Source organism: Novosphingobium sp. (genome assembly GCF_965214355.1).
GTDB lineage: Bacteria > Pseudomonadota > Alphaproteobacteria > Sphingomonadales > Sphingomonadaceae > Novosphingobium.
This window is the reverse complement of record NZ_CBDCBI010000001.1, coordinates 49699-63625: the sequence shown is the minus strand read 5'-3', so window position 1 is coordinate 63625 and position 13927 is coordinate 49699. Positions and strand designations below refer to the sequence as shown.

Below are 13927 nucleotides of genomic sequence, written 5' to 3'. Positions count from 1 at the left end.
AATCCGCACCGGATTTAACGCAGCAGCTCTAGCTCAGCGCGGTAGATCAACCGTGTGATCGATGTCGAATTGCGCCGATACGGTCGGTAATCCGCTGTCGGGCTGGCCCCCGCCCAGGCTGAGGACATAGTGCCCCGGCCATACCTGCCGCGCCCCGCCCGGCGTGACCGCCGACAGGTCGCGTGGGTCAAGCCTGAGCGTGACCGTACGCGCTTCGCCGGCCTTGAGCGCAATGCGTTGAAACCCGCGCAGGGCTAGGCGGGGCGCCCCCGGTTTCTGGGGCACGCGCAAATACAGCTGCACCACTTCGTTGCCGTCGCGCGGCCCGGTGTTGCGCACTTCGGCACTGACCCGGATGCCTTTGGCCGCATCGCCGTCAACCGGTGACACCACCGGGTTGCCATAGGCAAAGTGCGTATAGCTTAGCCCATAGCCAAATCCGTACACCGGCTTTCCGGTGAAATAGCGATACGTGCGCCCCTGCATCCGGTAATCGTCGAACGCGGGCAGATCGGCAATGTCGCGATAAAACGTCAAAGGCAGGCGTCCGGCAGGATTTTCCTGGCCTGTCAGGACCTTGGCGAGCGCAAGGCCGCCCGCCTGCCCCGGATACCAGGCCTCGACAATGGCGGCGGCGTGGTCGCGTGCCCAGGTCAGGTCGATCGCGCTGCCGTTGAGCGCCACGACCACGACCGGTTTGCCCGATGCGCGCGCTCTTTCCAGCATCGCGCGCTGGTCCGCCGGCAGGTCCAGCGAGGTTTTGTCGCCGCCTGTAAACCCGTCGATCTTTACCGGCATTTCTTCGCCTTCGAGATCGGAGGTCAGCCCGACTGCCGCCACGATCACATCGGCATCGGCAATACCTGCCGCCAGCGCGGCATCGGCATCGGGCGCGATGCGTTTCCAGATCAGGCCGGGTGCGGCTGCAAGCTTGCTTTCGGATTCGAAATGCAGGGCATAGCGTTCGCCCTTGCGCAATGTGACCTGGCTCAGCTTCACCGGCTCTGACCATTGCGAATACTGTTTGGCGACCAGGATCGGCGTGCCATCGTGGTCAAGCGTGCCTTTGACTCCGGTCACGCCCAAGCGATAGGTCCCGGATTCCGGTGCGACGAAATATCCTGACCATTGCACTTTGTAGATGTCGCCGATCTGGGGCAGCCCTTCGGTGTGCGCAATCAGATTGGGCTCGATCCGCCGCGCAACCGGGGTTGCCGCAAATGTCCGCTGGCCGAATGCCGCGGTCGTGCCCACGGCGTTGAAATACGCCGCCTGCAGCCCCGGCTTGCCATCAGGTGTCTGAAACAGCCCGTCGGGAACCAGGTCGCCATCGGTGATCGATGCGCCGAATGGCACCAGGCTGATCTGCGCGGCGGGCATCACCTGGCGCAGGCCATCGATGACGGAAACCGGCTTGCCCGATTGCGCCGACGAATAATTGCCGCGCAACACACGCGTGGCATCGCCCAGCGGACCGATCACGACGACTTTGGCCCCGGGACGAAGCGGCAGCGTGCCATCGTTTTTCAGCATGACAACGCTTTCGATCGCCGCGCGCAGGGCCAGCGCCTGATGCTCCGGCGTGCCGATCGCGCTGACCGGTACCGGAGGATCGCGCCGCTCGGCAAGGCCGGGCAGATCGCCTGTGCGAAACCGTGCCGAGAACAGCCGGGCCAGCGCCCGATCGAGGTCGTTGGTCGTGATCAATCCGCGCTGCAGCGCTTCGGCATACCGCGCGCCAAGGCCGGTCGCCGCCGACATCGTCTGGGTGTTGCATTCATTGTCCACCCCGGCTTTCAACGCGACCGCGACGGCCGCTGCCGGGTCCGGGGCATATTTGTGATGGTCGGCAATATCGACGACCGCATCGCAATCGGATACGACATAGCCGGTAAATCCCCAGGCGTTGCGCAAATGGTCGGTCAGCAAGGGCTCGCTGCCGCACGCGGGTTGGCCATCGATGCGATTGTACGCGCACATGATCGAGCCGGCCCTGCCCTCGACAATGGCCGCACGAAACGCAGGCAGGTATGTGTCCTCAAGATCGTGAGGCGTGACGAACACATTGGCCCCGTGGCGCGTCGATTCGGGTCCCGAGTGCACCGCAAAATGCTTGGGCGTGGCAATGACCAGCGGCAGATCGGGATCGGGCCCCTGCATCCCGGTCACAAAGGCAACGCCCAGATGCGCCGTCAGGAACGGATCCTCGCCATAGGTCTCCTGCCCGCGGCCCCAGCGGGGATCGCGAAAGATATTGATATTCGGCGACCACGTGTCGAGCCCGGTGCCGATCACGCCAAGATGCCCGGTCTGCCGGCCCAGGGTATGCAGGGCGCGGTTTTCGATGCTGATCGTCCCGGCGACATCGTGCACCAGCGGCGCATCGAACGTTGCGGCCAGCCCGATGGGTTCCGGAAAATTGGTCGTGGCGATCGCGCCGATCGCGCCATGCAGCGATTCTGTCCACCAGTTGTAGGCCGGAATGCCCAGACGCGGGATTGCCGGCGCAACATTGACCAGTTGCGCAATCTTTTCATCCGTCGTCATGCGCGCAACAACCGCCGTGGCCAGTTGATCGGCCTGTTCGCGCGGGTTGAGGACGGGCTTGGCCTGCACGGACGCGACCGTGCCCGGCCATGCCAGCGCCAGAACCAGCGACCAGGCCAGAGCGCGTGGCGGCAGGGCGAAAAACGCAGGACGCATCCGAAATCTTCCTTCAACGATCAGCGTCAGGCGCGCTGCTTGCCATCTCACAGGACATATCCCGACCGTGCGGTGTGCCGGCATCGCGATGCCCCTCACTCTTCCCGGCCCGTGGTGTCCGGGCGACGCTGGTTTCGACCAACTTGGTGCATAGCTAATTCAAATAGGTAGCGCTATCAAACGAATTGTCCGCGCACCGCCGGGCAATATGCCGGGCGTGATCGCGCGCAGCATCTTGTCACATGGCGCGCCGGCTGGGAGCACAGGGATGAACCGCCTCGGAACTTTGATGGGTGCCGCGATGCTGGCCACGACCGCCGGCGCCGCGATCGGCCAGACCGATCCGCTGGCGCCAACCGGGCAATGGAGCATCGATGCGCGCGGCAGCGCCCCGGTGCCCCCGATGGGCTGGAACAGCTGGAACGCGTTCAACAGCGATATCGACGAGACCAAATTGCTGGCATCGGCGACGGCGCTGGTCACGACCGGCCTGGCTGCCAAAGGCTATCGCTATGTCGATATCGACGATGGCTGGTGGCTGAAACGGCGCATGCCCGATGGCCGCCTGATCATCCGCGCCGCCAATTTTCCGTCGGCAGCAACGCCCGATGGCGCGACCAGCTTTCGGCCGCTGACCGACCGGTTGCATGCCATGGGGCTGAAGGCCGGCATTTATTCCGACATCGGCCGCAACACCTGCGGCCAGGCGTACACGTCGAACTTTGCCAACCAGCCGCAAGGGCGCATCGACGAGCGCGAAGTGGGACTGTACGGCCATGTCGACCAGGATATCGCTTTGTTCATGGGCGCGTGGGGATTTGATCTGCTGAAAGTGGATGGTTGCGGCATCCGCGCCATGACGCCGGCCAATCCCCACGTGGCATCGGGCGACTATCGCGCGCTGGGGCCGCTGATCGATTACGACACCCTGCCCGACACCGATATTGCCGGCGTCCGCAAGCTGTACGAAGCGGTGGCGGTGGCGATGGCACGGACGCGCCCGGCACACGACTACGTGTTTTCGCTATGCCTGTGGGGCGGCGCAGATGTGCGCAGCTGGGCGCGGTTCGTGGGCCAGATGTCGCGCACCAGCCAGGATATCTCGCCCGACTGGGAGCGGATGCTGCACAATTTCGATTCCGCGGTGCGCCGCGAACTGTATGCGCACCCCGGGTCGTGGAATGATCCGGACATGCTGTATATCGGCACCGGCGCCTTCGCTGCCGATCACCCGGTGGAGGCTCGCACGCACCTGACCTTGTGGGCGATGCTGAGCGCGCCGCTGATGATCGGGTATGATCTGCGCAAGCTGACCCCGGCCCTGCTCGACATTCTCGGCAATCGCGCGATCATCGCGCTCGATCAGGATCCGGCGGGGAACCAGGCGGTGCTGGCCTTTGACAGCGATACCGTGCAGATCCTGGTCAAGACCCTGGCCGATGGCGACAAGGCCGTCGCGATTGTCAATCGCACCGCCGCGCCGGCCGATGCGGTGCTGACCGCGCGGCACATGAAATTGCGCCCGGATACCGACATCGCGCTGACCGATTTGTGGAGCGGGACGATCAGTCGTTTTCGCGAAGAGCAGCCGCTGCATCTGGCCGGGCACGAAACGCGCGTGTTCCGGGTGCGGGGCGTGGCCGCGCGGGCGCAGGGCCTGTATCTTTCCGAACAGACCGGGCGGGTCAACCCCGCGGTCGACGGCATTGTCGAACCCGAAGCGGATCCCCTGGTCCATCGCGGAGTTCTGCCCTGGCGCAGTACGCGCGGCGATGGCGAACATCCCGCCTATGGCGGCTGGGGTGGCGCAAGAGCGGATGCAACGCCCTATGGCCAGGCTCTGAAACTGCACGGCGTATCGTTGGCCAACGGCATCGGTGTTCTCGCCAATTCGCGGATCGAGGTCAAAAACGCTGGGTATCGCCGGTTTTCGGCCCAGGTCGGGATCGACGATTCCGCCCGCGATCGCCGCATGCCGGTGCGCTTTGCGGTCTATGGCGACGGGCGTCTGCTAACGCAGACCGAGCCTGTGCCCTATGGCGCGGTGCCGGTGGCCATCGATGCCGACGTGACCGGCGTGGCGATCATCGAACTGGTTGCACGCGGCGCGGCCGATCCGCGCTATCCCGATCCTGTCGCCTGGGGCGAGGCGGCGCTGGACAGATAAGCGCACCACCGCGACCCCGTCAGGGACGCGGGCGCACCTCGGTCTGCAGCGGACCGCCCTTGCCATCCAGCCACCCCCCATCGGCCAGCCAGTCGGCCAACCGGTCGGGCCAGTGAATGATCGACAGCAGGCTTGACCGTTCGCCCAGATTGAACGCGTGATCGGCCTGCGCATAAAGGTGCAGTTCGGCCGGCACGCCCAACCCCTGCAATTGCTCGTACAGTTGCAACGCCGGTTTGGCACAGCATTGGTCCAGCGACCCTGCCGCGATGAACGCGGGCGGCGCCTCGCGCGCAGCGGTACCCGGAATGCCGAGCGGCCCGGGAAAGATCGCGACCTGGAAATCCGGACGCGCATCGAGGCGGTCGATGGCGTCCAGCGGCCATGTGCGCGCGGGTTCCGGATTGTCGGCCACCAGCGCCACCAGTTCGCCACCGGCCGAAAAGCCCATGACGCCCAAGCGGTGGGGATCGATGCCAAGCCGCGCCGCATTGGCGCGCACCGTCCGGATGGCCCGGCGCGCATCGGCAGCGGCATCGCCCTCGATCGAATAGGGTGACCCAGGTTCGCGCGCGAGCCGGTATTGCAGCACGAACACGTTGACGCCCATCTGGTTGAGCCGGGGGGCGACATCGATGCCTTCCGTCGTCCATACCAGCAGGCGATGCCCGCCGCCGGGGATCACGATGATCGCGGCGCCCGAATTATGACGGGGGTCGGCAGGATAGACGGTCAGCGATGGTTCGTGGATATTTTTCAGCCAGTAATCCTGCGCCTGCACCGCTTCGCTGCGGCGTTTGGCCGGCGTGTTGGGCGCGCCAGCAGGCCAGAGCACGATCCTGGCCGGCACGGGCATGGCCAGCGGCCATGGCGCTCGCGAGGGCAATGCAGGCGGCGACGCAGCGTCGGCATGGGCGGGCGTTGCGCCCAGCGCGAGCCCCTGCCCGAGTCCCAGCCCGCCGCACGCGGCCAGCGCCATCCCGGCTGCCGCGAGAATCTTGGTCAAACGTGCCATCGAAGTTCCTGACAGAGCCCATGACGCAAAGCGCGCGGGCGCCGTCCGAATATGTCGGCGTACTGCCGATGACGTCAAGCCGCCAATGATTGCGCTACCTTTTTATTGTGCATGGCGCCGCAATGTATGCGATGAAATCAAAAAACTCCCCTGTGAGAGAGGACAATACCCATGACATCTGCCCGATTGTCGCGGCGCGGTGTGTTGGCTGCGGCGGTGACGGCCGGCCTTGCCGCCAGGGAAGCGGTCGCTGCCACGCCCGCAATACCACCGCGTGCGCAAAGCCAGATCCTGTCGGGCGTCGATGACATACCCGACCCGATGGGCGACCGCATGCGCTGGGCGGTTGTCGGCCTGGGCAATTTCGCCGTGGGTCACATGATGCCGGCCTTTCTGGAATCGCGGCGTGCACGAATCACCGCGCTGGTTTCGGGCAGCCCGGCAAAAGCGGCCGATCTGGCCGCACGCTTTGGCGTGGCGCGGTGCTATACATACGAAACATTCGATCAGATCGCCCACGATCCGCAAATCGATTGCGTCTATATTGCCTTGCCGGTCGGGCTGCACGCAGCCTTTGCCATTCGTGCCCTGCAAGCGGGAAAACATGTGCTGTGCGAAAAGCCGATGGCATCGACAAGTGCCGAATGTCGCGCCATGATCGCAGCGGCGCACACCGCCAGGCGCCAGTTGGGCGTGGCCTACCGCGTGCATTTCGATCCGTTCAATCGCCAGGTTGCGCAGATGATCCGATCGGGCGAGATCGGTGCGGTGCGGTATCTGTCTGCAGACAATTGTTTCGACGCAAATCCTGCATTTCCGCCGCACGCGTGGCGCCTGACCAAAGCGCTGGGCGGCGGCGGATCGATGTTCGATTATGGCATTTATGGCCTGAACGGTACGCTCATGATGCTTGATGACGCCGCACCGACCGATGTTAGCGCGATCTATACGACCCCGGCCGGCGATCCGCGCTTTGCGCAAGTCGAAGGCGGCGTCCTGTGGCGCATGCGCTTTGCCGGCGGCGTTCATGCGCAAGGCTGTTCGTCGTATGCGATGTCGCACATCAATCGCCAGCTCGTTACCGGCACACGCGGCAGCCTGGCGATGGATCCGGCCAATGTCTATGATCGCAATGTCGCACACAGGCGGCGGGTGGATCAGCCCGACGTGGTCATCGACACCACCGCGTCATTGCCGCAATTTTCCGCCCAGATCGACGCATTTTCCCAGGCTGCGCGCGACAATGTGCCGCACCGCACGCCAGGGTCCATGGCCTGCGCGATATTACCCTGATCGAGGCGATCTACCGCAGCGCCGATGCAGACGGCGTCGTGGTTCGCCTGTAACGCAGCCGGGGCAATCGCTGCTGGTGCAATCGCTGCTGGTGCAATCGGATACGCATCGGCGTGGTCAGACGCGGGCCGGCGGCGATGCTTGTGCCATTCCTGACGGGATTGTCGGCGAAGTGTATCATAGCCCCATTTTTCGGTTGCAATCGTCGCAAATTCACGCATATCTATCGCAGTTGGTAGCGCTATCAATGGAAACACTGATAAAGCGGGCTTTGTCAGCCATCGATTGCGCCGCACCTCTGACGTAATTCTGAAAAAAATTAAAAGTGGGAGAGCAAAGTGAATAAAAATGGGGACATGACAGCCGTGCTTCGTCTTGCGCGCCTTGTTTTGTTGGGTGGGGTCTCAACCGTAGCTATCGGCGCAGTAACGCCAGGCGCATTTGCCCAACAGGCCGCTGCGCAACAGGCAGCACCAGACATCACATCAACCAACGCGCCGGCACCGTCGGAAATCATTGTTACCGGGCTTCGTGGCTCGTTGCAGCGCAGCCTGGATATCAAGAAGAACGCCGTTGGCGTCATCGACGCGATTTCGGCCGAAGATATCGGCAAGTTTCCCGACTCGAACCTCGCCGCTGCGGTTCAGCGTATTCCGGGCATTTCGGTCAGTCGCGGTGCAAGCAGCCTCGGCGGCCTGCCGACCTCGACCGGCGATGCGACCGAAATCACGGTTCGCGGCTTCGGACCGACTTTCAACGAAACGCTGTACGACGGGCGCCAGGCTTCGACCGGCACCAGCAACCGCGGCTTTGACTTCAGCGCGGTCGGGTCCGATTTCGTCAGCGAAGTCGACATTCTCAAGACGCCAGACGCGACGCTGTCCAGCGGTGCGATCGGCGCGACGATCAATATCAAATACCCCAAGCCGTTCGATCATCCGGGCCTGCGCGCATCGGCATCGTTTTCCGGCAAGTATTCGCCCGATGCCAAGAGCGTTACGCCAAACGGTGGCGCGTTGATCAGCGATACATTTGCCAACAACACGATCGGTATTCTGGCCGACTTTGCTTATTCCGACAAGAAAACGCGCCAGAATCACGTCAACATCCAGGGCTGGGAGGGCAACAGGTATATGGCGCCCGGCCAGTTTGCAGATCCAGCAGCCGCGATGGCAGCCGGGTTCACCGATGCGGGTGCGAAGACCAATCCTCCCTCCAATCCGGCGTCCTGGGTGATCCAGGATTATGGCGTGTATCAGGAGCATACCGAGGACAAGCGCATCGACGGCCGCCTGGTCCTGCAATGGCGTCCCAGCGACTCGATCGAAATGACGCTGAACGACGACTATTCGCGCGATCACCTTAGCCAGCAGCAATATGGCTACTCGGTGTGGTTCAACGCCAGCTCCCTGACCGGGGTCGAGCGCAATGCCAACGGCACGTTGACGAACTTCTCTCAGGCCAACACGCCGACCGATTTCCAGTCACAGATCAATTCGTCGGTCATCGTCAACAACGAAGTCGGCTTCAACACCAAATGGACGGTCAGCCCCAAGTTCAATGTCGTTCTCGACCTTGATCGCGCTGAATCGCAACTGAATCCCAAGGGTGAATTGAGCAGCCTCGACGTCGATGTCGGCTATGGGCCGTCGAGCCCGAACGGCATCAATGGCACCAATGTCGGCATTGCCGGCGTTGCGCCTGGCAGTTTGCCGTATCCCACGGGTATCGGGCCAAACGGTAACGCGGCGATGTTCATCAACAACGGCCTCATTGGCTCGCATGTTCTGCCGATTACTAGCCAGCAGAACAAGGACGTCGTTACTCAAGGCAAACTTGAAGGCGCCTGGTCCGAAGACACGCTGAAAATCAAATTTGGTGTTCAGTACGTCAATGACAAGAAAAACCTCAGCGAATATGACACATTCGCCAACAATGACTGGCAGGCGTATGCCGGGTACGGTCCGGCATCGAACAATCCCGGCGGTGTCGCCCTACCGCAGAACCTGTTCACCAATTCGTTCAGTACGGCGAATTTCATCAACGGCTTCAAGAACGGGGGCAATCTGCCTGCCAATATTCTGGCGTTCAATCCGTATTCGGTGCTGAACTATCTGCAAGGGCTCGGCAATCCGCAGACCAAAGTGATTCCGGGTGCAAACACCGCGTGTTGTATACCGGCATTCGATGGCATCTATCGCACGGCTCCCAATACAGGCAGCTTCCAGACGATCGAGGAAAGCACTGCCTCGGCCTTCCTCAATATCAACGATGAAACGCGTGTCGGTGACATGCCACTGAAGATCAACATGGGGTTGCGTTTCGAGCAGACTACAACGCGATCCTCTGGCCTGGCTACCCTGCCAGTGTTGCTGACTATTCAGTCAAGCGATCACACTGCATTCCAGGTCAAAACTGGTGACATCACCCCCGTCACCAGCAAGAACGTGTATCGGTATCTACTGCCAAACCTCGATCTGGTCTTGTCGGCAACCGATCACCTCAAGATTCGGTTCGATGCGTCACGCACATTGACCCGTCCGCCGCTCAACCTGCTGACCCCGGTTCTCAATATCGGCGCGACCCAACGCCTGAACAGTTTGAACGCAACCGGCGGCAATCCGAACTTGCAGCCTTATCTCTCGGACAACCTGGATCTGGGTGCGGAATGGTACTATGCGGCCAACTCGTACATCTCGCTTGCCGCCTATGGCAAACAGGTCAGCAACTTCATTATTGGTGGTACGACTCGTCAAACCATTAACAATGTAATCGATCCAACGACCGGGCAGCCCGGCCAATTCAGTGTCACGACCAACATCAATGGTCCATCGGCTGCGGTCTATGGTCTTGAAGGCGCCATCCAGCACGTCTTTGGCAAGTCGGGCTTTGGGGCCCAGGTCAACGGAACCCTTGTTGGTACGAACAAACCGTATGACAAGGCCAATACCGACGTCAGCAACTTTGCGGTGACCGGCCTTGCCAACTCGGTCAACGCCGTGGCATTCTTCGACAAATATGGCTTCCAGGCTCGTGTCGCGGTCAATTGGCGCGCCGATTACCTCGATCACTTTGGCCAGCAGCAGAACAATTCGGCCTTTGGGTCGGAGCCGACGTTCGTGAATGCCAATACCCAGGTTGACTTCAGCACCAGCTATGACGTCAACAAGCACCTCAACGTCTACTTCGAGGCGCTCAACCTCAACAATTCGACGTACAGCACGCACGGGCGGTTCAAGGAGCAAGTGCTCGATGTCGTCAAATTCGGCCGGAGCTTCACCTTCGGCGTGCACATGAAACTGTAAGCCGGCAAGGTTTTCCAAATCCGGGGTTGCTCTTTCGGGAGCAACCCCATTTTTGTCTGGCCGGAATTTCGGATCGTGCGTTACCCTTGCGTTTTGATGGTGGTTGCCGTGCACGCAGTAAAGAATATCGTGATCGTTGGTGGCGGTACGGCCGGATGGCTGACGGCCGGCGTCATTGCCGCCCGCCACCAGGGCCTTATGAAGTCGGGCTTTACCGTCACTCTGGTCGAATCCCCGACGGTCAGCATTATCGGCGTAGGCGAAGGCACCTGGCCGACGATGCGCTCGACGCTGGCCAAGATGGGTGTGTCGGAAACCGAGTTTTTCCGTCATTGCGACGTGGCGTTCAAACAGGGCGCAAAGTTTGCCCATTGGACGACGGGTGCGCAAGGCGATGCCTATCATCACCCGCTGATGATGCCGCAGGGCTTTACCCAGATGAATCTGGCGCCGCACTGGCTGGCAGCAGAGCAGGTCGGCACGTTTTGCGACGCGGTCAGCCCGCAGGGCGTGCTGTGCGACGAGGGCCTGGCGCCTAAGACGATCGCGACCGCCGAATATGACGCGATGGCAAATTATGCGTATCATCTCGACGCGGGCAAGTTTGCGCCGTTCCTGCAGAAACACTGCACGGAAAAGCTGCATGTCCGCCACGTGCTCGCAGACGTCGTGGCCGTCAACCAGACCGATACGGGTGATATCGCCAGCGTGCTGACGCGGGAAGCCGGCGAAATCGCCGGGGATCTGTTCATCGACTGTACCGGTTTTTCGTCGCTATTGCTGGGCAAGACGCTGGGCGTCGGGTTCAAGGATTGCAGCGACGTGCTGTTTTGCGACACGGCGCTGGCCGTACAGGTCGATTACGATACGCAGGATGCCCCCATGGCATCGGAAACGCTGTCGACCGCGCAAAGCGCAGGGTGGATCTGGGATATCGGCCTGCCCACGCGGCGCGGCGTGGGCCATGTCTATTCCAGCAACCATATCAGCGAAGACCAGGCGCATAACGAGCTGATGCGCTATGTCGGCAAAAGTCATCAGCGCAATACGGTCCGCAAAATTCCGATCCGTTCGGGGCACCGGGAGGTGTTCTGGAAAAAGAATTGCGTTGCAGTGGGTCTGGCGGCAGGTTTTCTCGAACCGCTGGAGGCATCGGCGATCGTCCTGGTCGAGCTGTCGGCCAAATTGATCGCAGAGCAGATGCCGGCCAACCGCGAAGTGATGGACATAATCGCAGCGCGGTTCAACGAGACGACTTCCTACCGTTGGGGTCGGATCATCGATTTCCTGAAACTGCATTATGTGCTGACCAAGCGGACCGACACGCCGTTCTGGCGCGACAATCTGGAAGCATCCAGCATTCCCGATCGGTTAAAAAATCTGCTGACGCTGTGGAAATACCAGTCGCCGTGGTTTTTTGACGAATTCGACCGTCTGGAGGAGGTTTTTCCCGCCGCCAGCTATCAATACGTCTTGTACGGCATGGGCTTCAAAACCGAAGTCGAGCCGGACGAAAACGCCCGATCGTCATTGATTGCAGCACGCATGTTTCAGGAAAATACCGCCCTCACGCGAAAAATGCGGACACAACTGCCGAAAAACCGTGATCTGATCGCCAAGATACATCAATACGGCTTTCAGGCAATTTAGCTTTGGACTGTCCTTCCCGTATGCCAAATATCGCAGTGCTCAATGGTGAAGCCCACAAGGATATTCGTATCAAAACGGATAGCGCAGCGCATCTTGGCGATGCGGTACGCTTCGTGCCGGTGGTTTTGCCGGAATTTACCAATCTGATACTGCATTACCCGCTCTTCTTCTCAAAAGATGCCGATACCGGAGCTTTTTACTGCGGTGCGATGATGGGCTTCGATGAAGAAGAGAACCTGTTTCTGGGCAAGCGTGCGCCGCTTGACATCTATCGTCCGCTCAATCTGCAGCGTGGGCCGTTTTTCACAGCGGGCAACGAGTTGGCCATCGACCTCGATCATCCGCGCATAAGCCGGATGGAAGGGCAGCCGCTGTTTGGCCCCGACGGATCGGCCAGCCCGTACCTTGACAGCATTGTGGGCACGATGCGGGCGCTGACGACCGGGGCAACTGCGACCAGGGCGTTTATCGACACGCTGTTGCAGCACAAGCTGATCGAGCCGATTGCGATCGATGTAGCATTCGATGACGGAACGCGGCGTGATGTGGTGGGGCTCTACACCATCAGCCAGGACACCTTGCAGCAGCTGGACGATGCCGTGGTCACCGATCTCTTTCGGCGCGGGTATCTGAAGCTGATCTATCTGATGATGGCATCGGTCAGGCACGTCAACGGGCTTGCCCAGATGAAAAACCGCGCCTTGCTGGATCTGGGTTGATATCCCCCATGCGTGCGCGATGACAGGGCACTCGCCTGCCACGATCGACGGCGCCAGCTTGCGCGATCCTGCGCAATTTTACGCAGAGGTCGTGGCCGGATGCCGCCCGGTCATCATTCGCGGCCTGGTTACGCAATGGCCGATCACCCGCGCCGCCACGCACTCTGATCAGGCATTGAGCGCCTATCTGGACCAGTTTGCCGCGACCGGCGACGTCGAGGCCTTCATCGGTTCGCCGCAGATCAAGGGCACGTACTACTACAACGACGACCTGGCCGGCTTCAATTTCGAGCGCCGCACCATGCAATTGCGCGATGCCATTGCGGCGATACTGTCTCCGCCCGCAATGGGCGACGACACGATCTATATCGGGTCGATCCCGGCAGAAGCGTATCTGACGGGGTTTGCACAGGCCAACCCGATGCCGTTGCTGGCGCCGGCGATTGCGCCACGGCTGTGGCTTGGCCACGCTTCGACGGTTTCTGCGCATTATGACACGCTCGACAATCTGGCCTGTGTCGTCGCCGGCGAACGGCGGTTTACGCTGTTTCCGCCCGATACCATCGGCAATCTGTATGTCGGGCCGATCGACCACACGATGGCGGGGCAACCGGTCAGCCTGGCCGCATCGTCGGGCGACGCCGGCGCCTATCCGCGCTTTGCGCATGCACGCGAACGGATGCTGGTGGCCGATCTTGCCGCGGGCGATGCGCTGTATCTGCCCAAGTTGTGGTGGCACAAAGTCGAGGCGACCGCGCCGGTCAATGGCCTGGTCAATTACTGGTGGGATGCTTTCGCCGCCGGACCGGATTCGCCCTATACCGCACTGCTGCTGGCCATGATCACGATGAGCGAGCGGCCGCTGGCGGAGCGCAACGCCTGGCGCGCGTTTTTCGATCACTATGTCTTTCGCCAAGACGGGCACCCGCTGGCGCATTTGCCCCCGGACAAGCACGGCCTGCTCGGCCCGCTGCGGCAGAACTACGGCGCGATCCGGGCACGCGTCATGCATCTGCTGCGCAACCTGCACTAGACGGCCCTGCGCCCACCGGGCCGGGCCGACCCACCACGAGAG

General features: G+C 61.6%; 8 protein-coding genes. 6 read left to right on the top strand and 2 right to left on the bottom strand.

Annotated elements, in window-relative coordinates; genetic code table 11:
* Positions 1-33 precede the first annotated feature (33 nt).
* Positions 34-2703, bottom strand: coding sequence for a glycoside hydrolase family 3 C-terminal domain-containing protein (locus ACOOE2_RS00250; RefSeq protein WP_420381018.1), 2670 nt, complete (start codon positions 2701-2703; stop codon positions 34-36).
* A gap of 268 nt (positions 2704-2971) precedes the next feature.
* On the opposite strand from ACOOE2_RS00250, the gene ACOOE2_RS00245 reads away from it, so the two are divergent.
* Entirely contained in the window at positions 2972-4870 is a 1899-nt protein-coding gene (locus ACOOE2_RS00245; protein WP_420381017.1) for an NPCBM/NEW2 domain-containing protein, read from the top strand.
* Between the two features lie 19 nt (positions 4871-4889).
* On the opposite strand, the gene ACOOE2_RS00240 is transcribed toward ACOOE2_RS00245, so the two are convergent.
* The gene (locus ACOOE2_RS00240; protein WP_420381016.1) at positions 4890-5885 is read right to left on the bottom strand and encodes an alpha/beta hydrolase; all 996 of its coding nucleotides are present in this window, start codon (positions 5883-5885) and stop codon (positions 4890-4892) included.
* 171 nt (positions 5886-6056) lie between these two features.
* Here ACOOE2_RS00240 and ACOOE2_RS00235 point away from each other — a divergent pair, with 171 nt between their 5' ends.
* The 5 genes from ACOOE2_RS00235 to ACOOE2_RS00215 all read left to right on the top strand — a co-directional run bounded on the left by ACOOE2_RS00235 (position 6057) and on the right by ACOOE2_RS00215 (position 13885).
* Positions 6057-7178, top strand: coding sequence for a Gfo/Idh/MocA family protein (locus ACOOE2_RS00235; protein ID WP_420381015.1), 1122 nt, complete (start codon positions 6057-6059; stop codon positions 7176-7178).
* 356 nt (positions 7179-7534) lie between these two features.
* Positions 7535-10483: a TonB-dependent receptor gene (locus tag ACOOE2_RS00230; protein ID WP_420381014.1), complete on the top strand. Its 2949-nt coding sequence runs from the start codon at positions 7535-7537 to the stop codon at positions 10481-10483.
* 108 nt (positions 10484-10591) lie between these two features.
* Positions 10592-12133: a tryptophan halogenase family protein gene (locus ACOOE2_RS00225; protein ID WP_420381013.1), complete on the top strand. Its 1542-nt coding sequence runs from the start codon at positions 10592-10594 to the stop codon at positions 12131-12133.
* A 2-nt stretch (positions 12134-12135) separates the two neighbouring features.
* Positions 12136-12852 carry a SapC family protein gene (locus ACOOE2_RS00220; protein WP_420381012.1) on the top strand — a complete coding sequence of 239 codons (717 nt, stop codon included), beginning with the start codon at positions 12136-12138 and terminating at the stop codon, positions 12850-12852.
* 19 nt (positions 12853-12871) lie between these two features.
* Entirely contained in the window at positions 12872-13885 is a 1014-nt protein-coding gene (locus tag ACOOE2_RS00215) for a cupin-like domain-containing protein (RefSeq protein ID WP_420381011.1), read from the top strand.
* Positions 13886-13927 lie beyond the last annotated feature (42 nt).

What these genes read in the sequence shown, in the direction of transcription:
- ACOOE2_RS00250 (WP_420381018.1), bottom strand. Translation starts at nt 2,703, where the DNA reads ATGCGTCCTGCGTTTTTCGCCCTGCCGCCACGCGCTCTGGCCTGGTCG.
- ACOOE2_RS00245 (WP_420381017.1), top strand. Translation starts at nt 2,972, where the DNA reads ATGAACCGCCTCGGAACTTTGATGGGTGCCGCGATGCTGGCCACGACC.
- ACOOE2_RS00240 (WP_420381016.1), bottom strand. Translation starts at nt 5,885, where the DNA reads ATGGCACGTTTGACCAAGATTCTCGCGGCAGCCGGGATGGCGCTGGCC.
- ACOOE2_RS00235 (WP_420381015.1), top strand. Translation starts at nt 6,057, where the DNA reads ATGACATCTGCCCGATTGTCGCGGCGCGGTGTGTTGGCTGCGGCGGTG.
- ACOOE2_RS00230 (WP_420381014.1), top strand. Translation starts at nt 7,535, where the DNA reads ATGACAGCCGTGCTTCGTCTTGCGCGCCTTGTTTTGTTGGGTGGGGTC.
- ACOOE2_RS00215 (WP_420381011.1), top strand. Translation starts at nt 12,872, where the DNA reads ATGACAGGGCACTCGCCTGCCACGATCGACGGCGCCAGCTTGCGCGAT.